This is a genomic window from Microcoleus sp. Pol12B5 (genome assembly GCF_036701335.1).
Lineage (GTDB): Bacteria > Cyanobacteriota > Cyanobacteriia > Cyanobacteriales > Microcoleaceae > Microcoleus.
In genome coordinates this window covers 23,375-42,228 of record NZ_JAUBQQ010000052.1, presented here as the reverse complement: position 1 = coordinate 42,228, position 18,854 = coordinate 23,375, and the positions used below count along the sequence as shown (strand labels likewise).

At 45.5% G+C, this 18,854-nt stretch carries 19 protein-coding genes and 1 pseudogene; 13 read left to right on the top strand and 7 right to left on the bottom strand.

The window, feature by feature from the left end; genetic code table 11:
• Window positions 1-77 precede the first annotated feature (77 nt).
• A pseudogene (locus tag QUA24_RS19790) lies at window positions 78-554 on the bottom strand (reverse transcriptase N-terminal domain-containing protein); the annotation flags it as partial.
• A gap of 883 nt (window positions 555-1,437) precedes the next feature.
• On the opposite strand from QUA24_RS19790, the gene QUA24_RS19785 reads away from it, so the two are divergent.
• Entirely contained in the window at window positions 1,438-1,872 is a 435-nt protein-coding gene (locus QUA24_RS19785) for a ferritin-like domain-containing protein (protein WP_333075906.1), read from the top strand.
• A gap of 96 nt (window positions 1,873-1,968) precedes the next feature.
• A complete protein-coding gene (locus QUA24_RS19780) occupies window positions 1,969-2,931 on the top strand; it encodes an FTR1 family protein (RefSeq protein WP_333231463.1) in 963 nt (320 codons plus the stop codon).
• A gap of 166 nt (window positions 2,932-3,097) precedes the next feature.
• Here QUA24_RS19780 and QUA24_RS19775 read toward each other — a convergent pair whose 3' ends face one another.
• The gene (locus QUA24_RS19775; RefSeq protein WP_333231461.1) at window positions 3,098-3,322 is read right to left on the bottom strand and encodes a hypothetical protein; all 225 of its coding nucleotides are present in this window, start codon (window positions 3,320-3,322) and stop codon (window positions 3,098-3,100) included.
• A gap of 424 nt (window positions 3,323-3,746) precedes the next feature.
• Here QUA24_RS19775 and QUA24_RS19770 point away from each other — a divergent pair, with 424 nt between their 5' ends.
• The 3 genes from QUA24_RS19770 (at window position 3,747) to QUA24_RS19760 (ending at window position 6,650) form a co-directional block, all read left to right on the top strand.
• Window positions 3,747-4,484: a response regulator transcription factor gene (locus QUA24_RS19770; protein WP_333215444.1), complete on the top strand. Its 738-nt coding sequence runs from the start codon at window positions 3,747-3,749 to the stop codon at window positions 4,482-4,484.
• A 683-nt stretch (window positions 4,485-5,167) separates the two neighbouring features.
• Window positions 5,168-5,665 carry a hypothetical protein gene (locus QUA24_RS19765; RefSeq protein WP_445242630.1) on the top strand — a complete coding sequence of 166 codons (498 nt, stop codon included), beginning with the start codon at window positions 5,168-5,170 and terminating at the stop codon, window positions 5,663-5,665.
• Window positions 5,666-6,134: 469 nt separating this feature from the next.
• Entirely contained in the window at window positions 6,135-6,650 is a 516-nt protein-coding gene (locus tag QUA24_RS19760) for a transcriptional repressor (RefSeq protein WP_333231459.1), read from the top strand.
• 149 nt (window positions 6,651-6,799) lie between these two features.
• Here the strand turns inward: QUA24_RS19760 and QUA24_RS19755 are convergent, their stop codons facing one another.
• Both QUA24_RS19755 and QUA24_RS19750 read right to left on the bottom strand, forming a co-directional pair.
• Window positions 6,800-7,654, bottom strand: a complete 855-nt coding sequence (locus QUA24_RS19755) for an Npun_R2479 family HD domain-containing metalloprotein (protein ID WP_333059034.1) — start codon at window positions 7,652-7,654, stop codon at window positions 6,800-6,802.
• Window positions 7,655-7,976: 322 nt separating this feature from the next.
• Entirely contained in the window at window positions 7,977-8,180 is a 204-nt protein-coding gene (locus QUA24_RS19750) for a hypothetical protein (protein ID WP_333231457.1), read from the bottom strand.
• Between the two features lie 455 nt (window positions 8,181-8,635).
• Between QUA24_RS19750 and rpsL the strand changes: the two genes are divergently transcribed.
• The 7 genes from rpsL (at window position 8,636) to QUA24_RS19715 (ending at window position 16,216) form a co-directional block, all read left to right on the top strand.
• Entirely contained in the window at window positions 8,636-9,016 is a 381-nt protein-coding gene (rpsL, locus tag QUA24_RS19745) for a 30S ribosomal protein S12 (protein WP_006632197.1), read from the top strand.
• Window positions 9,017-9,161: 145 nt separating this feature from the next.
• Window positions 9,162-9,632, top strand: a complete 471-nt coding sequence (gene rpsG, locus QUA24_RS19740; RefSeq protein ID WP_006632196.1) for a 30S ribosomal protein S7 — start codon at window positions 9,162-9,164, stop codon at window positions 9,630-9,632.
• Window positions 9,633-9,977: 345 nt separating this feature from the next.
• Window positions 9,978-12,050 carry an elongation factor G gene (gene fusA, locus QUA24_RS19735; RefSeq protein ID WP_333231455.1) on the top strand — a complete coding sequence of 691 codons (2,073 nt, stop codon included), beginning with the start codon at window positions 9,978-9,980 and terminating at the stop codon, window positions 12,048-12,050.
• A 101-nt stretch (window positions 12,051-12,151) separates the two neighbouring features.
• Window positions 12,152-13,381, top strand: a complete 1,230-nt coding sequence (gene tuf, locus QUA24_RS19730) for an elongation factor Tu (RefSeq protein ID WP_242724596.1) — start codon at window positions 12,152-12,154, stop codon at window positions 13,379-13,381.
• A 203-nt stretch (window positions 13,382-13,584) separates the two neighbouring features.
• Window positions 13,585-13,902 carry a 30S ribosomal protein S10 gene (gene rpsJ, locus QUA24_RS19725; protein WP_006632193.1) on the top strand — a complete coding sequence of 106 codons (318 nt, stop codon included), beginning with the start codon at window positions 13,585-13,587 and terminating at the stop codon, window positions 13,900-13,902.
• 518 nt (window positions 13,903-14,420) lie between these two features.
• A complete protein-coding gene (locus QUA24_RS19720) occupies window positions 14,421-15,062 on the top strand; it encodes an LON peptidase substrate-binding domain-containing protein (RefSeq protein ID WP_332977659.1) in 642 nt (213 codons plus the stop codon).
• 215 nt (window positions 15,063-15,277) lie between these two features.
• Window positions 15,278-16,216: a PspA/IM30 family protein gene (locus QUA24_RS19715; RefSeq protein WP_333231453.1), complete on the top strand. Its 939-nt coding sequence runs from the start codon at window positions 15,278-15,280 to the stop codon at window positions 16,214-16,216.
• A gap of 33 nt (window positions 16,217-16,249) precedes the next feature.
• On the opposite strand, the gene QUA24_RS19710 is transcribed toward QUA24_RS19715, so the two are convergent.
• Genes QUA24_RS19710 through pheA form a run of 3 tightly spaced genes read right to left on the bottom strand, consistent with a single transcriptional unit; the run spans window position 16,250 to window position 17,876 of the window.
• Window positions 16,250-16,426, bottom strand: a complete 177-nt coding sequence (locus tag QUA24_RS19710) for a pentapeptide repeat-containing protein (protein WP_445242629.1) — start codon at window positions 16,424-16,426, stop codon at window positions 16,250-16,252.
• Window positions 16,427-16,467: 41 nt separating this feature from the next.
• Entirely contained in the window at window positions 16,468-16,899 is a 432-nt protein-coding gene (locus tag QUA24_RS19705; RefSeq protein ID WP_333231450.1) for a pentapeptide repeat-containing protein, read from the bottom strand.
• A 50-nt stretch (window positions 16,900-16,949) separates the two neighbouring features.
• Window positions 16,950-17,876, bottom strand: a complete 927-nt coding sequence (pheA, locus tag QUA24_RS19700; protein WP_333231448.1) for a prephenate dehydratase — start codon at window positions 17,874-17,876, stop codon at window positions 16,950-16,952.
• Between the two features lie 196 nt (window positions 17,877-18,072).
• Here pheA and QUA24_RS19695 point away from each other — a divergent pair, with 196 nt between their 5' ends.
• Window positions 18,073-18,651: a DUF1997 domain-containing protein gene (locus QUA24_RS19695; RefSeq protein ID WP_333231446.1), complete on the top strand. Its 579-nt coding sequence runs from the start codon at window positions 18,073-18,075 to the stop codon at window positions 18,649-18,651.
• Window positions 18,652-18,854 lie beyond the last annotated feature (203 nt).

Here is an 18,854-nt window from a genome sequence, read left to right as displayed (position 1 = left end):
GGCGCAAGCCCCTTTTCTCCATTAACTATGATTCTCTAGGCTCCTTAAGCATCTCAGGAGTTTTCTGCACCACTAAGCCTGCCCGGTCTGAAACCATAGCTGTTTGGCTCAAAAATTGCCTCCCATTCCGGCTCAATTGCGGCTTTTACTACGGCTTGTAAAGCTCTGTCATACATTACAGGTATTCCCAGCGGGCGTTTTTCATTACTCCCTGGTTTTGGTATCCAAACTCTTCGTGTTGGTTTGGATTTTCGAGTTAGTTTTAATTCCCTTGCCAGTTCTAGACGATCTACTGGGGATAGGTTTTTAATCCCGTCCACTCCTGCTGTCTTTTTCCCCTGGTTGTCCTGAGTCACCCTTCTTACTGACAAAATCCTATTAGACCAAGACCTCATCAGCGTCTTCTGAAGTTTACGAACTTTCTTGACATCTCCACAACGGGAAGCAGCGAAAATGCGTTTTTGCAACTTGAAAACATATCTTTCGGCTTGACGCCAATTAATAGCCTTCCATCCCTCTGTATTTGTTCCCAAATCAGAATTAGGCTTGTTCATTACTAATTACACCTTTTGACTTAATCACCTTCGCGGCTTACGTCAGCATATCCTGGGCATTACCCCATCCTTTTTTTGGCATTACCTGTTATTTCAGGTTAGGTATTGGCTTCTTAAACCCCCAGCCTTTCGCAGCTTGTAGGCTGACAGCCTACCTCAACAAATAATTTTATGAGGAGCATACAAAAGGATTATTTCGTTCCTACTATCCATTGATTAAATCCGTTAGGGTTTGTCTGTCCGCCGGGGTTGTAAGTGGTGCGCTATCTCGGTAGTAAAATCCTGATAGTCTTTACCCTTGTCAGATATTCCTGACCCAGAAGTTCAGATTTCTTTGATGAGCTTATATCCTCTGGTAATTGATTACGACGGTTGTATCGACAATTCGTTAGCTTGCGCTTCTACCCCACGAATCATTGCTTTCGTAATGATTCGGTTATAGGATTTTTGCTTGCGGTGTCGGTATTCAGCTATCCCGATTGCCCGCGTTCACCCTCGCTTTACATAAAGGTTGTCAGTCTTTATGTAGAGGAAACCAGATTTGATTCTGGTTCTCTGTGTGCTTTCAATCACGCACCATGATCTCAGGACTTGATTTATTTTGGATTTTAGTTATGATGTTGGTTTCAGCCTTCATCTTTCCCGTTTTCTCCTAGTTGTCTTAGCTATATGCTTGACTAGGTTTTCTCACCTGCATGGATAGTAAGTTGTCGGCGATAGGGGATTAAAGTGCGAACTCTAACCCTGATGGGTTTACCCTATCGCTGCTAGCTCTCCCCCCTTTCGGGTTTCAACTAAACGAATCGCACTTACTTTTCATTTTTAACTTAAATGTGATATTATAAACAGCGCCCTCTAAGGCGTTCTACCTCTAAAACAACAAATGAAAGAACTTGACGAAAAAAAAACTCAGGAACTGCTATGCACCATCATGGAATGGGAACTGGCAGGTGTCGTGCGCTATACCCACTATTCACTAATGGTGACAGGGCCAAACCGGATTCCTATCGTGCAGTTTTTTAAAGCACAAGCCACGGAATCTCTAATCCACGCCCAACAAGCAGGAGAAATTCTAACCGGTTTAGAGGGGCATCCTAGTCAGAAAATTGCTCCCATCGAAGAAACCTACAAACACTCGGTGAAAGACTTGTTAGAAGAAAGTTTAAATCACGAGAAAAAAGCGCTCAAAAAGTATAAATCTTTACTTGAAGTTGTGACAGACTCCAGCGTTTATTTGGAAGAATATGCCCGCAATTTGATTGGGCAAGAAGAATTGCACCAAGTAGAATTGAAAAAAATGCTGCGGGATTATAGTTGATTTAATCATTAGTTAGTTGTTATGGGTTATTGGTTATTGGTTATTTCCAGTCACCAATGACCAATACCCCATGCCCATGCCCCATGATTATAAAAAATGAATTTTAGTGAAGCCATACCCACTTTTGTAATTACCCTGCGCGAAGGCGTAGAAGCCGCCTTAGTTGTCGGAATTGTACTAGCTTGCCTCAAAAAAGCCGAGCAAAGTCACCTCAATTCTTGGGTTTATGCAGGTGTCGCAGCCGGCATTGGTGCTAGCGGTATTGTGGGTATTCTCTTCAATGGATTGCTCGCAGCACTATCAACCTCAGAGCAGCCTTACGCACCAGTCATTAAACAGCTATTAGAGGGCGTGTTGGGCATTGTGGCGATCGCAATGCTAAGCTGGATGCTAATTTGGATGACTCAGCAAGCTCGCTTTCTCAAAGCAGAAGTTGAAGGAGCAGTTACAGAGGCTTTGACAGAAAATAGCAATGCCGGCTGGGGCGTATTTGGCTTAATTTTTATTGCGGTACTGCGCGAAGGTTTTGAAACAGTTATATTTGTCAGCGCTCAATTTCAACAAGGTTTAACTCCTGCTTTAGGTGCTTTGGGCGGTTTGACTGGGGCGGCAATCATTGGCGCGCTATTGTTCAAGTGGGGTGTCAAAATTGATATCCGCCTGTTTTTCAAGTTTATGGGGATTTTGTTGCTGTTAATCGTAGCAGGTTTGGCAGTATCTGCACTCAAACATTTTGACCAAGCCGCTGGGATTTTGTCGCAGATGAATAGCAAATATTCAGCAATTTGTGTTTATTACGATCGCCTCGCACCAGTCCACTCTTGTATTTTAGGGCCTATGGTGTGGAATGCAGGGGAAATTTTGCCCGATAGACAATTTCCAGGAGTGCTTCTCAAAGCACTGTTTGGATACAGAGATCGACTTTATCTCGTCCAATCAGCCGCTTACACAATATTCTTAGCCACCATCGGCTGTCTTTATTTCCAAAAATTAGGCTCTAAGGCGACTGTTCCCAACAAAAATACTCAGCCAGCTCGATCGGAAACTCGTTCTCAGTAGGTATGCAACTGTTTTTATCGGTTGTTTTGCTGATTCCAGGGCGATAAAAAAAATAGCCCCACACGCAAAAAATTGACCAAAAACTTTCAGTTTGCGGGATTTATTATTTGACTTTTATATGATACAATTAAATGGTGCCAACATTGTTTATTTGTAAGGATTCAGGTCACTGAACTCCTTGCTGGGCAAAGACTTTAGATATGGAGCTTGATACTAAATCAATCTCTATTCTCAATAAACCACGAAAAAGTGTCACTTCTCCTCGTTTATTGACAATTAACCACGAAAGACAAAAACCCTTATTTTGCCCTAAAACCCTTGCCATACAAGCGTTGGAGCCGCAAGTTTTTAGACCTGAATCCTTACGTTTATTTATTTTATAAATAGTCATAATAATATTATTTGATAATACCGTCAATACCCAAAAAAGTAGGCCCTACCAATCCAAAAACACAAAAATTTTATCAGCAAAATTAACTAACTTAAAAAAATTACAGTTAACGGTTAACACGGTTATGTAAAACGCGCACTACCGTTAGGGCGCTCCTGTGAAGCCCCAGGCGCACCCTGCAAAAGTTAAGGCTGTTCTTTCCGACCAAAAATCTGTCCCCAGCAAGATTTTTGGTAAACAGTTTTCTGATAAGCGCTCTTAGGGCTTATAATTAGTACAAGAATATTTACAGAGTCCCGAAAGTTCTTAATCAACCTTATAATCCTTAATGAAGCTTAAAATTAAAAAATTGTTCGTTAAAGTTACCTGGAACCCCCAGAAGGCTGTAGGATCTGCCACTCGGTTAGCTGTGAGATAAATAATGATGCCTCGGATACTTGTTATTGATGATGACGCGGCGATCGCCGAACTCGTAGCAGTCAACCTAGAAATGGCTGGCTACGAAGTCACCCAGGCAGAAGACGGCATCAAAGGTCAGGCACTAGCCATACAAATGCTCCCCGACCTGATCATGCTAGACCTCATGCTGCCTAGAGTAGACGGATTCACCGTATGTCAGCGTTTGCGGCGTGACGAGCGCACCTCAGACATTCCCGTCTTGATGTTGACAGCCTTAAGTCAAACTCAAGACAAAGTAGAAGGCTTCAACTCCGGCGCCGACGACTACCTGACCAAACCCTTTGAACTAGAAGAGATGCTAGCCCGAGTGCGAGCTCTACTAAGACGCACAGACCGCATCCCCCAAGCGGCCAAACACTCCGAAATCCTGAATTACGGCCCGCTGACCCTTGTCCCCGAGAGGTTTGAAGCTGTTTGGTACGCTCAGACAGTCAAACTGACCCACCTAGAGTTTGAGTTGCTGCACTGCTTGCTTCAGCGCCACGGCCAGACAGTCTCTCCCAGCGAAATTCTCAAAGAAGTGTGGGGTTACGACCCCGACGACGATATCGAAACTATTCGTGTACACATCAGACACCTGAGAACCAAGATGGAACCCGATCCCCGCCATCCTCGGTACATCAAAACCGTATACGGGGCTGGTTATTGCCTGGAGTTACCCAACAACGAGCAAGTAGCTGAACAAACAAAATCCTCTGCTTGAGCTAGCACGCCAGATGCAACAAGCAGTTAAAAGTTCCGCTAGAAAAGCCTGAGAGCAAATGCTCTCAGGCTTAGTTGTTTGGAGTTTGAGATGAATATGTCAACAAGTAGGCATTAACTCTTTTCTTTCGGAAAAAAACAATCCCACACCCCCCTCTAAGCGCGCGGTTTCATTCTCTTGTAGGGGCTGGCCCCATGTCTGAAACTGTGAAATCGCCTGTGGGGGGCTAGGCACGCGGACACTACCCCTACAAAATCGCGATTTTCGTGAGAATGAAACCGCCCTGCCTCTAACCGTACTTTTAGAGAAGCTTGTCCATAGGAAAGTACCGGATTTCTTTTTCCACCTGGTCTTTTCCGAGAGGATTGGATACCTACTTAAACAATACTCTAGCCATAATACTCTTTAATAATATTATTTATCAATAAATTTAGAGGTATTCCTTTAGCTGCTATTTTGGCTAAGAAGAAGCCAAACTCCGCTCAAGCGCCAAAAACAGTCATAATCGTGATATAACGATGTTTTTTCCTACTGATTTACATACCTGAACTCAAATCAGTGAAAATTTTTCTCAAATACCCCTTGACTAAACTACTAAAATTGTTGATTATCTATATCAATAATCTGCGATCGCTTAAAACTCCACTGACATCTTTCTCAAGAGGTAAATCGCCGTGACCAGCATGGCAAAAAAATCCTTCCCAGCCGAAGGAAAATCATTTCCCTGGTGGGTCGGCAACGCCCACTTAATCAACCTTTCCAGCCGTTTGCTCGGTATCCACGTCGCCCACGCCGGCCTCATCGTCTTCTGGGCGGGAGCCTATACCCTATTAGAGCTTTCCCGCTTTAACTCAGAATTGCCCATGTACGAACAAGGCTTAATCCTGTTGCCAAACCTAGCCAGACTCGGCTTAGGCGGGGGTGCGGGAGGCAAAATTGTCGAGACTGATCCGTACTTCGCCGTTAGGGCGATTCACCTAATCAGCTCAGCCTTTCTCGGCTTCGGCGGTATCTTTCACCCCCTCAAAGGGTCAGCCACCCTCGAAGCAAGAACTTCTTTCTTTGGCTACACATGGGAAGACGCACACAAAGTGACCACCATCTTGGGCATCCACCTAGCTTTGCTGGGTGTCACTACCTTCTTGTTGGGGGATAAAGCTATGTATCTCGGTGGTTTATGACTGTCTTTTTCTAATATTTATGTATTGCCACTTTGATTATTTTTGTGGAGTCTGTCCGTAACATTGTCAGAAGGAGTGCATCAAATCAAGCGCTTGTATCCAATTCCTTGTGATGGGAATTTTTTTACTAACGACTACCGCCTCACATTTACAGTGCGCCCGTGCGTTGCTTGTGCTGAAGATGCCAGCGGTTGCACTGACTTTGAACCTAAGACTTGTTTTATCAATGCTTATCCGCAACATTGCTATAAACTTCACAAAAATTACGCAGAAATACCGAAAACAACTTTTTCAGTTCCACTTTTAGCAAAGGGGATAGGTGGCGAGCAGATTACCCTGGACTAAAGGGAGAGTCTAGAGTTATATGGATTATCACGGAAAATATACTTTAGGAGCATCTAAAAAATAGCACGAATAAATAACAGATAATCCATGACCATCCTCGTTCAACTTTTTTATTTTTTCCGACATGAATTTATACAGTGCTAACTCACTCAAAGTCGAACTCAACCAAAGAGGCTGCCGCCTGACTCCCCAGCGAGAAACTATTTTGAGTGTCTTTCAAAATCTACCGCAGGGTAATCATTTAAGTGCGGAAGAATTATACAGGACTTTGCAGAATCAAGGAGAACGAATAGGCTTGTCTACTGTCTACCGAACGCTGCATTTATTAGCAAGGATAGGAATTTTGCGTGAACTAGAATTAGCAGAAGGACACAAACATTACGAACTGAATTTTCCCGAATTGCACCACCACCATCATCTGGTTTGCATTCAGTGTCACAAAACCTTTGAATTTAGCGATGAATCAATTTTAAAAATTGGCAAAAAGCAAGTTGAAAAAGCTGGGGTAGAACTGCTTGACTGTCAGTTAACTGTGCGTGCTGTTTGTTTGGAAGCGCTGCGGGAGGGATGGCCTTCTTTGGTACCCAGTAATTGGTTGTGTCCCAGATATCATTCTGAAAAGGATGAGGAAATTAGTTAATTTGGATGAAATACACTTAGGTAATATGGAATTGGTGATAATTGGTAATTTGTGCTCTTTTATTCGTTATGAGCTGTTAGTTATTAGCACCTACACATAACCAATGATAACTGACAACTGACTGCTGACTGCTGAACTCACTTTTGCAATCAAGCAACCTCAGAAGAATCGCAACGTTGGTGTTCCATCCGAAATATGTTAGCGTACAAACTAGCAACGATCTGTTTGCCTTCCTGCGTCAACTGCAAGTAACCGAGAGATTCACTGATGTGAGGATAAATGCCGCTCCAGTAAAACTTAGAGTAGCTTTGCAGCAAGTCGCCCGGATGTCGATAGCCCAAAACTTTAGTAGCACCGCTTTCTTCCAACTCGTAAAACAGCGCGCCAATTTTCTGCAAATATTGCGGGTTGCTGAGCTGACCTATCAAGTCAGCACCGCGCACTAAACTAGAATAATTACCTGCATCCTCGTCAGTGTTGCCGTCAAGCACCGAGAAACGAGTCTGTTCTATGTTCTGCTTAATTATCTCAGCATTAATTAGCTTGTGGTTGCCGAAGCGCTCGTCAATAAACAATTTGGCTCTGTCAACTCGGTAAGGAGCTAAGCTAGCGGCTGTTGCACCGGGAGCAAGTGCAATTCTCATGCCATCTTTTCCCGTAGCATATAATCCTTCTGATTCTTGGTCTTGCCGGCAAACTCCTTTGACATATCCGATGTCTTGGCACAGCAAAGAAATAATGAAGTGCAGCCAATCTTCGCAGGAAACTCCGCCCTTGCGAATGTGTTTTCCCCGCAAGATTTCTTGACCGACTAAGCTAATGCAAATGGCGTGTTCTACATTGTGATAAAGAGCATCGCTGTTGGCGATGTTTTCTAACGCCATTGCCCCCACCCAGGCAATAATGTCAGCATAGTCTGATTTGTAGCCTCCGTAAGTGCGGCTGTACCCGTTCTGAAGTTGTTCGATGAAAGCCTCGATCAGCAGTTCTGTAGAATTAAACATACCCTATCCTTTTACCTTAATATTTCCTTTTAAGAGCGGTGCATCTATTGGGGATTCGTCTACTTTTATGGATGAGATTTTAGCTCATACCAATTCACTATGAAGATACACTAAATGAGGCTGATGTCTTTTTGGTTGGAACTATATCCTTAGCGTTATATTAAATGCAGCTTCATAGTAAATTGGTATCACCACCCATGCACCCTGTGTGTGTTGTGCTCCGTGGGTGGCAAGTGGGTGGCAATCTCAAAACTCATTGACGCACCTACGCCCGGGGAGTCACGAAGCAATCTCGCGCCCTGACTCAAAACTCCCAAGCAACTCAGTCCATCACTAACACCCATCCCCGCCGTACTGCATAAAGCAGCCTCGTGACAATTTTTCGATCCTCTGAACTTTTTAAACTGTGAGAATTAATTGCGTATTGAATTTGCTGGAGTACAGTCCGATCGATCTTACCGGATTTCCAAATGTTCAAGTAAAGTTCGGAAATTTTATATTCAGGAATATAAGCTTTGGTTGTCATCTGCCGTCAACTCAATGTATATTTCTTATTGTCCGGCAATTTTAGATAACTTTATGTGATGTAGATCGGCTATAGACTGTGATGCGATCGCAGGCTGGAGTTAATGCACTTCTCCTCACAATGGTAATTTGATCGAAAAAGCGCGATATTGCGATCGTCATAAATTTTGCTGACGGCTGTGAAAATCATTATAGTTGCGCCTAAATTGTAGGATGTCACATACCATTCTCCCGTTGCGCTCGCCCCCTCCCAACTTGCAGCAAGGAAGGAAGTTTGAGCGCGGGTGGCGCAAATTTCTTGCCAAAGAAACACGCGTCGTGTACAATACAGAGTCTGGTATCCTCACTTACCCATAATTATTTTCATTCATCCCGTCCCCCCAGAGGGGAAGGGACTTTCAGTGCGGATACAGCCAAATCACTATATTCAGCAAAAAGCTAGAAATGCCGTAACTCATGCCCACTATTCAGCAACTCATCCGTTCAGCACGGGAACAAACGCAGAAAAAAACAAAATCGCCAGCTCTCAAGAGTTGCCCCCAGCGCCGGGGAGTTTGCACCAGAGTGTACACGACCACCCCGAAAAAACCCAACTCGGCGCTGCGGAAGGTGGCTCGGGTACGGCTGACCTCTGGTTTTGAAGTCACCGCCTACATCCCAGGGATCGGTCACAACTTGCAAGAACACTCGGTAGTAATGATCCGGGGCGGTCGGGTAAAAGATTTGCCCGGAGTTAGATACCACATCATTCGGGGTACCTTAGACACCGCTGGGGTGAAAGACCGCAAGCAGGGTCGTTCCAAATACGGGGCCAAGCGTCCTAAAGAGAAAAAATAACACGGAACTCGCCCGATCATCGGGGTTGGGAAGCAAAAATAAATTCGATCGCGCCGCTCAATTGCACGCTCGATCGTCATAAATCGATATGTGATCCCAAAACCCCAAACTCAATCATTCAAAATCAAAAATCCCAAATAGAACTATGTCTCGCCGCACAGTTATTCAAAAACGTCCAGTTCCACCAGATCCAACCTACAACAGCCGGTTGGTAAGCATGATGGTGAGACGGATCATGCAGCACGGCAAAAAATCCGTTGCCTCCAGCATCGTCTACGACGCCCTCAAAACCATCCAAGAACGCACAGGGGCTGAACCGTTAGACTTGTTTGAAAAAGCAGTCAAAAACGCTACACCCCTGGTCGAAGTCAAAGCCCGCCGGGTAGGTGGCGCCACCTACCAAGTGCCAATGGAAGTGCGTTCCGATCGCGGTACCACCCTCGCCCTCCGCTGGTTGATCAGATTTGCCCGCGCCCGCACCGGACGCTCGATGGCAGCCAAGCTAGCCAACGAACTGATGGATGCAGCTAACGAAACAGGGAGTGCTATTCGCAAGCGCGAAGAAACTCACCGTATGGCTGAAGCTAACAAGGCTTTTGCTCACTACCGCTACTAACTGCAACAACGGGCATGGAGAAGAGCGCGATCGTTCGATATAAAAGCATCGGGTGAGAAATTGGAAAGTGTAAGTTTTGAGTGTTGAGATTGCTTCTCTTGGCGCAGTTGCGATTGGTGAAGCAAACTCAAAACTCCCCAAATCAAAATTCACGCAATCAAAATTCACGCACTCTCTGAATCCTCCATGTCGCATCCTTAATATTTTTGTAAACAAATCTTGCAAAAAATATTAAAATGTAACAATAAGCTCCAGAGACTTTTGTAAGTCACTGGGGAGTGCAAAATAGGGTTACTGTGTAGTATAATAGTATTATAACAGCAACACAAGATTAAGGAGGTAGCTGTGGCACGTACCGTCCCGCTAGAAAAAACTCGCAACATCGGCATCGCAGCCCACATAGACGCGGGCAAAACAACAACAACTGAAAGAATTCTGTTCTATTCAGGCATGGTTCACAAAATGGGTGAAGTGCACGAGGGAACAGCAGTCACTGACTGGATGGAGCAAGAGCGGGAGCGGGGAATTACGATTACTGCCGCTGCTATAACCACCAGTTGGAAAGATTACAAAATCAACATCATCGACACTCCCGGACACGTAGACTTCACGATCGAAGTCGAACGCTCGATGCGAGTGCTCGACGGAGTTATCGCAGTGTTCTGCTCGGTAGGGGGAGTGCAGCCACAATCCGAAACAGTTTGGCGACAAGCTGATCGGTACAAAGTACCGAGGATCGTGTTCGTCAATAAAATGGATCGGATGGGGGCAAACTTCTACAAAGTCTACGGCCAAATTCGCGATCGAATGAGAGCGAACGCCGTACCCATCCAAATCCCGATCGGCAGTGAAGAAAACTTTCGGGGAATTGTAGACTTAGTGCACATGAAAGCCTATATCTACAACAACGACATGGGAACCGACATCGAGGAAGTAGAAATCCCCGATGAAGTAAAGGATCTAGCCGTAGAATACCGCACCAAGCTGATCGAGTCCGTAGCAGAAACCAGCGACGCCCTAACGGAGAAATACCTCGAAGGCGAAGAGTTAACGGAAGACGAAATCCGCTTGGCCCTGCGTCAGGGTACTGTCGAAGGTACGATCGTCCCCATGTTGTGCGGTTCGGCCTTCAAAAACAAAGGCGTTCAGTTGTTGTTGGATGCAGTCATCGACTATCTGCCGTCGCCCTTGGAAGTTCCTCCAATTCAAGGACTCCTACCCAACGGCGACACAGCAGAGCGGTTTGCCGACGACAACGCCCCGCTGTCAGCCCTGGCCTTCAAAATCATGGCTGACCCCTACGGTCGGCTGACCTTTGTTCGCGTCTACTCCGGTATCCTCAAAAAAGGAACCTACGTCCTGAACTCCACCAAAGACAAAAAAGAGCGGGTTTCTCGCTTAATTGTCCTCAAAGCGGATGATCGGATAGAAGTTGAGGAACTGCGGGCAGGAGACTTGGGAGCAGCCTTGGGTTTGAAAGACACCTTCACCGGCGACACCCTCTGCGAAGAAGGAGCGCCAGTGATTCTGGAATCTCTGTTTATTCCAGAGCCAGTCATCTCGGTGGCTGTCGAACCCAAAACCAAACAAGACATGGAGAAGCTCTCCAAAGCCCTCCAGTCACTCTCGGAAGAAGACCCCACCTTCCGAGTCAACGTTGACCCAGAGACCAACCAGACAGTCATCGCCGGCATGGGCGAACTGCACCTGGAAATCCTGGTAGACAGGATGCTGCGGGAATTCAAAGTAGAAGCGAACGTGGGTCAGCCACAAGTAGCCTACCGTGAAACCATTCGCAAATCCGTCCGCGCCGAAGGTAAATTTATCCGCCAAAGTGGCGGTAAAGGTCAGTACGGTCACGTCGTGATCGAACTAGAACCCACCGAAGTCGGAAGCGGCTTTGAATTTGTCTCCAAAATTGTTGGTGGCACTGTACCCAAAGAGTACATCGGCCCGGCAGAACAAGGGATGAAAGAAGCGTGCGAATCAGGTATTGTAGCAGGATATCCCGTGATAGACCTCAAAGCTACTATGGTAGACGGGTCTTTCCACGACGTAGACTCCTCAGAAATGGCATTTAAGATCGCCGGTTCAATGGCGATCAAAGAAGCCGTGATGAAGGCGTCGCCAGTGCTGCTAGAGCCTATGATGAAAGTAGAGGTTGAAGTTCCCGAAGATTACATCGGGAACGTCATCGGAGACCTCAACTCGCGTCGGGGTCAGATCGAAGGTCAAGAGACGGATCAGGGGATAGCCAAAGTTTCTGTAAAAGTTCCACTAGCAGAAATGTTTGGTTACGCCACCGACATCCGCTCGAAAACCCAAGGTCGAGGCATCTTCACAATGGAATTCAGCCATTACGAAGAAGTGCCGCGAAACGTGGCTGAAGCCATTATCGCTAAGAACAAAGGGAACTAATGATTTTGGATGTTAGATTTTGGATTTTGGATTGAATCCAAAGTCTAAAATCTAAAATCTCAAGTCTAAAATCGCTAAAAAAAACAAGGAACAGATCAAGAATGGCACGCGCAAAATTTGAACGGAATAAACCCCACGTAAACATCGGCACGATCGGTCACGTTGACCACGGCAAAACAACTTTGACCGCCGCGATTACGATGACTCTCTCTGCACTAGGTCAAGCAAAGGCTAAGAACTACGCCGACATCGACGCTGCGCCAGAAGAAAAAGCACGGGGTATTACGATTAATACTGCTCACGTGGAATACGAAACCACAGGTCGGCACTATGCTCACGTAGATTGCCCCGGACACGCTGACTATGTGAAAAACATGATCACCGGTGCAGCTCAAATGGACGGTGGCATTCTAGTAGTGTCAGCAGCAGACGGCCCCATGCCTCAAACTCGCGAACACATCCTGCTAGCTAAGCAAGTTGGCGTTCCCAGCTTGGTTGTGTTCTTGAACAAAGAAGACATGGTGGATGATGCTGAACTGTTGGAATTGGTAGAACTGGAAGTTCGCGAACTTTTGAGCTCTTACGATTTTCCGGGCGATGACATCCCCATCGTCACAGGTTCGGGATTGAAAGCTCTCGAAGCGATGCTCGCTAATCCCAAGACAGTCAAGGGCGAAAATGAGTGGGTTGACAAAATCTACAAGCTGATGGAAGAAGTAGATGCTTACATCCCCACCCCGGAACGCGAAGTTGACAAGCCTTTCTTGATGGCAGTTGAAGACGTATTCTCGATTACTGGTCGGGGTACTGTCGCCACTGGCCGGATCGAACGCGGAACCATCAAAGTCGGCGAAACAGTAGAATTGGTGGGTCTTAAGGACACTCGCAGCACTACAGTGACTGGTGTGGAAATGTTCACCAAGTCTCTGGAAGAAGGTTTGGCCGGCGACAACGTTGGTCTACTGCTGCGGGGGATTTTAAAGGCGGATATTGAACGCGGAATGGTGATTGCCAAGCCGAAAAGCATCCTGCCTCACACTCAGTTTGAATCTGAAGTGTACATCCTGAAGAAGGAAGAAGGCGGCCGGCACACGCCCTTTTTCTCTGGCTATCGCCCTCAATTCTACGTCCGTACCACTGACGTGACCGGCACGATCGCACAATTCACGGCTGATGACGGTACTGAAGCAGAAATGGTGATGCCCGGTGACCGGATCAAAATGACCGTGGAGTTGATTCACCCGATCGCGATCGAACAAGGAATGCGCTTCGCTATCCGCGAAGGCGGCCGCACCGTCGGCGCCGGCGTTGTTTCCAAAATCCTCAAGTAGGACTCGCATAACAGCCTAAATAGCAGAAAAGCCACCAAATGTCAATAGGCTTTTCTGCTATTTAGTGAGTAGTGAGTAGTTATAGGTTAGTGGCCAGTTGTTAGTAGTTATGGGTTAAATGTTCAATAACAAATAACAAATAACAAATGACTGCTGACTAATGACTAAAAATAAACTGAACCTAGAAAATTCAAGAAACAAAAATGGCAACAATTCAACAGCAAAAAATTCGCATTCGCCTCAAAGCTTTCGATCGCAGAATTCTAGACGCATCCTGCGAAAAGATTGTAGATACAGCAAATCGGACAGCAGCCACAGCGATCGGCCCGATTCCCCTACCGACAAAACGGCGGATTTATTGCTTGCTGCGATCGCCCCACGTAGACAAAGATTCTCGCGAACACTTTGAAACCCGTACGCACCGCCGGATTATCGACATTCACCAGCCGTCGGCCAAAACAATTGACGCTTTGATGAAACTGGATTTGCCAGCCGGCGTAGATATCGAAGTCAAGCTGTAGATTGACTTATCGAAAACTCGGAAAGAAGGAACAAAGATTAAATAAATTGTTCCTTCTTTTTGTTGAAATTTTCCTAGTCATTAGTTATAGCAGAAGGAAGAAGGAAAAAGGAAAAAGGAAGAAGGAAGAAGGAAGAAGGAAGAAGGAAGAAAATCAATCGTTTCAGCCATTGACAACGTTCTAACCGTCTTGGCAATTGCTATATGAGTTATTAGTTATTAATCAGCAATAATTTCTGCTCCGGCACGAACTTAAATAATTATTCTTAATTAAGGGGTATTCACTACAAAAACCATCCTTTAGCAGTCGCTATCATCGCCTTCCGCAGCACTGAGTTTAGCAAAAAGGTATATTTAACATTTTGACGAAATAATGCCTTTGTCAAGCTTCCAGCACCGGAGATAGCGAGCCGTCGATCCCGTTGCCAGCGCAAAAGCCCGATCGCTCCTGCCCCCGAATTGCCTTTAATCAGTTAAAGTAAGAAAAATAAGCGCAAGTACCGTCACTTTTGAGCGACAATGGCATCCTCTTCCTCTGTAGCAGTTCGCGAACTCCCCTTATTTCCGTTGCCGGAAGTGGTTCTATTTCCAGGTAGGCCACTCCCACTGCAAATCTTCGAGTTTCGCTATCGAATCATGATGAATACGATTCTGGAGGGTGATCGGCGTTTCGGTGTACTCATGTGGGACCCCAACCAAAACAAAGTCTCTGCCGTTGGTTGTTGCGCCGAAGTGATTCACTGCCAGCGCCTGCCCGACGATCGCATGAAAATTATGACTCTCGGCCAGCAGCGGTTCCGAGTCCTGGACGCCGTTCGGGAAAAACCGTATTTAGTCGGTCTAGTAGAATGGATCGAAGACGAACCGCCGCAACAAGACCTCAGGCCTTTGGGAAAAGATGTCGAACAACTGCTGAGAGATGTAGTTCGCCTCTCCAGCAAATTGATGGATCAGCCCATCGACCTGCCCGAAGACATTCCCAGTTTGCCTACAGAATTGTCGTACTGGGTAGCCAGCTACCTTTACGGCGCAGCGACAGAACAGCAAACTCTTTTAGAATTGCAAGATACTGCTGCGAGATTGGAACGCGAAACCGAAATTTTGACTTCTACTCGCAATCACTTGGCAGCAAGGACTGTACTGAAAGATACACTCAAGTAGCCAATTGGCCTAGGAAAAAATACGATCTATTTGACCTGCATTGCAGAAAGAATTACACACAAATCATTCGATTTTCGATTTTCGATTTTTGATTTTTGATTTACTGATGAACTAAGAGTTTGGATGGCGCGCTTACAGTTCCATTATTTTTGCGAACTGGTATCTGTTCAATTCTTAACTTCAAACAGGTTCGGATAGGTTCCTTATAGCAGTAAATGCTTGTGTTAGAAAATCACGGCCAACCGAAACCATACGATGCAGTTAGAGGCGGTCAACTGCCACCTCCTGTGGGCGGTGTAGTGCTTGGCGGACTAGCAGGAGTTAAACATCGGCTGTCTAGTTCTGTCAACGAACATCGAATTGCCGCCCTGAGAGAGACACTGAATTACGGCGATGCTGGCTTAAAAATAGTCATCAAGATTTGTCAAAGCGAAACAGGGCCAGTGCAGCGGGCGGCCTGCGATTTTCTTCGACAAAGGCTTAATTCGATCGCCCGCGAAAAGTTACAGGCATTTGTAGCTTCAAGTTCAGATGCAGAAGCTGAGGTAGACAGCACGGAAAAAATATTAAAGCACTCATCCGGTGCAGTCTCAGAAAAAAATTACGATCGGCAAATGGCCGAAGCACAGTTAATATTTGAGACAATTACGCAGCAAATGCAACCAAATTTCTTGCTATTAGAAGCACTGGTAGCCTCTGTAGAACGGGAAGAATTTACCAGCGAACTGATGAATCTTTGGGAACTATTAATCTTAGAAATTCAGGAACCTCTCAAAAAACTGCGTCAGGCTGTTGCCAGTGCGATTTCCGCCCAACTGCGGATTCAGTGGCTGTACAATCAAGCTGAATCTCAAGCCAACCAGTGGCAGCAGCGAGCTTTGCTAGCTCTTCAGACACAGGATAAGAATTCAATCCGCATCGCCGTAGTTCGCCAGCAGGTTCAAGTCGATCAGGCCGCAGAACTAAAAATTGACTTAGACTACCAAACTGTGCGAGTAGAAACTCTCAATCGCAACTTGCTGGCTTTGGAAAGTAAGATTGCTCAAGCCAATTCCAAGAAAGAGATCCTCAAGATGCAGCTTCATTTTGCTAAGGTACAGCAGCAAATAGACTTCACTTTCAGCCAAGTCAATAGTATATTTTTTAGTCCTTAGTTGTCGGACTCTCCGGTTATATATTGCGTGAACTCAAACTTGTCTGACGCAAAAATGTATTGTCCCACTGAAAATTGTTTTCTTATCTCGCTTAGCTCCTTCGAGATTAGCGCCACACAAAAATGCCCCGCTCAAATTAGCACCCCTCAAGTCAGCTCCTCTCAAATCTGCGCCCTCAAGGTTACTTTCACACAAAAAAGCGCCTCTCAAGTTGGCTGTTCTGAAACTCGCTCCCCGCAGTTTAGCCTCGCTTAAATTAAATTGGCTTTCTCGAGGTTTGTATTGTCCAAGCAAGCATCTATGAGGTTTGCTTCCATTAGGTTGGCGGCGTACAATGAGGATCGGCTCAAATCAACACCGATCATTTTGGTGTCGCTCAAGTTTGCGTTTTTCAGTGTTGCCTCAATCAGGTCAGCTCCTGTTAATCTTGCGAAACTTAGATCTGCTCGGCTCAGGTTTGCCCCATTCAGTTTTGTCATCACAAGGCAAGCATTCTTGAGGTTGGTACCTATTAAGTTTGCCTGCCCTAGGTTAGCCAAAGCAAAATTTATTTCTTTGAGATTCGCGCAGGCTAGATTAATATGAATTAGGAAAGCTTCTCGCAAAGAAGCCTCTTTCAAGTTGGTTTCATGAAAATTTCTTTCTCCGGCTGCGTATCGCTTGAGAAGTTCATCAGCATTCATTTCGCCAGCCTCCTAAGTTTTACTTAAAAAGTATAGTACATAAAAATAAATTATACTACTGACAGTAAGCTGTAGCAACCAAAGATTTTTAAAGTTTCGGTGTGATTTTTTAATTCTTCCAGTGCTGATCTAACAAATGCTTGGCAGGCGTTAGCCTCAACGTCCATAAAGAAAATATATTCTCCGAGCGATCGTTTAGTCGGTCTAGATTCAATCCGGCTTAAATTAATACCACGACTGGCAAATACTTGCAAAGGTTTTACCAGTGCTCCTGGCATATTGGCAGGTACGCTAAAAGCTAGTGAGGTATGGGTGCAATTAGACGGTGAAGTATCGAGGATCAACTTAGCAGCAGATGTTGTGCTGGATTTAAGGGATGAGTGCTCCCCTGGTTCTACGTTGGCGATTTCTCCACCATTCCTGCTGAGTACCCAAAAGCGAGTGTAATTATCGGGATAATCATTAATGGGGTGAGCTAACACTGGCAAATTGTAAAGTTCAGCCGCTCTTGGCGAAGATATCGCTGCTACATTTCTATCTTCCAGATATTGCAATGCTTCCGTCGTAGAATTCGCCGGAATTAATTGAGCTGAGGGAATAAACTGCCCCAACCATACCTGACACTGAGCTAGCGCTTGCGGGTGAGAGTAAACTTTTTGAATCTCGTTAAAATTTTTGGCATTAGACACTAAGGCGTGGGAAATTGGCAAAACTAAGGCGTGTTGAATGCGGAGTTGATCGAGTCGCCAGAGTGTATCTAAGGTGACAGTCACGCTGCCTTCGATCGAATTTTCGACGGGCACAACTGAATAGTCAACCTGCCCTATGGCAGATGCCTCTAGCGCTTGGGAAATGGTGGAATAAGGACACAGGGTGCATTCCAAGTTAGTTTCCAGGCTCAACCAATTGACATAAGCTAGAGCCGCTGTTTCTGCATTTGTACCAACAGGGCCGAGATGTGCGATAGAAATTTTCATTTAGAGGCAATTTTAGGTTACAAATGTTTGCTTTACTCTCATCAGCTACGAAGTATGATGAAAAATTAGCGATGTCCCGAAAGCTTTTATCAGTGATTTCTCGGATGACATTGCTGGGTTCGCGACTTATGTCACCTTAAAAAAGGTGATAGTTTATTAAGATATGCTTAGGAATCCTATATTTTGATATTTTCTCATGTATATCCGCTTTAATGCTTCCCAATCCGTTGAGATCGCCGTACCAGAGGAACGGGTTCCCATTCAACATTATCTACGCCAACCCAGACGACTGGTGAACGCCCTGGTGGATCAAAGTCGCACACAACAGCTAAGCGATGACTGTTTCCGCCTGAAAATGCGACCGTTACAATTTATGATGCTGAGCATTCAACCCACAGTAGACATGAGGGTGTGGTCTGAGTCGGATGGCACAATCAATTTGGAGTCCGTGGCCTGCGAAATTCGTGGCGTGGGTTATATAAACGATCGCTTTGCTCTCAATCTCAAAGGAAAGCTTTGTGTACACCAAAGCAGCGGGGTAGCATACTTGAAAGGAAAAGCGGATTTGGAAGTGCAAGTAGAATTACCGCCGCCGTTTTGGCTGACGCCCAAACCCATTTTAGAAGCAACGGGGAATGCTTTGCTCAAAAGCGTACTGCTGAGCGTCAAACAGCGGTTGATGCACCAGTTGCTCTTAGATTACCGCCGCTGGGCAAACAGCGAAAGTGAGCTAACATCGATCGATCTCCCCCCAATCTTATCTTTAGAAGGCTGACATCCTACTAGATAACCTGTTAATTAATGTATAGGGATATTTAGGCACAAATCAGGCTACTTACCACAATATTTAGTTAGACGCTCGAATTGGGCATCTGTCGCTTTGTGGGAACTAGCCAGCAGGGATAGATAGATAGATAGATAGATAGATAGATAGATAGATAGATAGATAGATAGATAGATAGATAGATAGATAGATAG

Coding starts and splice junctions, on each gene's coding strand:
- QUA24_RS19785 (WP_333075906.1), top strand. CDS start 1,438: ATGAAAGAACTTGACGAAAAAAAAACTCAGGAACTGCTATGCACCATC.
- QUA24_RS19780 (WP_333231463.1), top strand. CDS start 1,969: ATGAATTTTAGTGAAGCCATACCCACTTTTGTAATTACCCTGCGCGAA.
- QUA24_RS19775 (WP_333231461.1), bottom strand. CDS start 3,322: ATGACTATTTATAAAATAAATAAACGTAAGGATTCAGGTCTAAAAACT.
- QUA24_RS19770 (WP_333215444.1), top strand. CDS start 3,747: ATGCCTCGGATACTTGTTATTGATGATGACGCGGCGATCGCCGAACTC.
- QUA24_RS19765 (WP_445242630.1), top strand. CDS start 5,168: ATGGCAAAAAAATCCTTCCCAGCCGAAGGAAAATCATTTCCCTGGTGG.
- QUA24_RS19760 (WP_333231459.1), top strand. CDS start 6,135: ATGAATTTATACAGTGCTAACTCACTCAAAGTCGAACTCAACCAAAGA.
- QUA24_RS19755 (WP_333059034.1), bottom strand. CDS start 7,654: ATGTTTAATTCTACAGAACTGCTGATCGAGGCTTTCATCGAACAACTT.
- QUA24_RS19750 (WP_333231457.1), bottom strand. CDS start 8,180: ATGACAACCAAAGCTTATATTCCTGAATATAAAATTTCCGAACTTTAC.
- rpsL (WP_006632197.1), top strand. CDS start 8,636: ATGCCCACTATTCAGCAACTCATCCGTTCAGCACGGGAACAAACGCAG.
- rpsG (WP_006632196.1), top strand. CDS start 9,162: ATGTCTCGCCGCACAGTTATTCAAAAACGTCCAGTTCCACCAGATCCA.
- tuf (WP_242724596.1), top strand. CDS start 12,152: ATGGCACGCGCAAAATTTGAACGGAATAAACCCCACGTAAACATCGGC.
- rpsJ (WP_006632193.1), top strand. CDS start 13,585: ATGGCAACAATTCAACAGCAAAAAATTCGCATTCGCCTCAAAGCTTTC.
- QUA24_RS19720 (WP_332977659.1), top strand. CDS start 14,421: ATGGCATCCTCTTCCTCTGTAGCAGTTCGCGAACTCCCCTTATTTCCG.
- QUA24_RS19715 (WP_333231453.1), top strand. CDS start 15,278: ATGCTTGTGTTAGAAAATCACGGCCAACCGAAACCATACGATGCAGTT.
- QUA24_RS19705 (WP_333231450.1), bottom strand. CDS start 16,899: ATGAATGCTGATGAACTTCTCAAGCGATACGCAGCCGGAGAAAGAAAT.
- pheA (WP_333231448.1), bottom strand. CDS start 17,876: ATGAAAATTTCTATCGCACATCTCGGCCCTGTTGGTACAAATGCAGAA.
- QUA24_RS19695 (WP_333231446.1), top strand. CDS start 18,073: ATGTATATCCGCTTTAATGCTTCCCAATCCGTTGAGATCGCCGTACCA.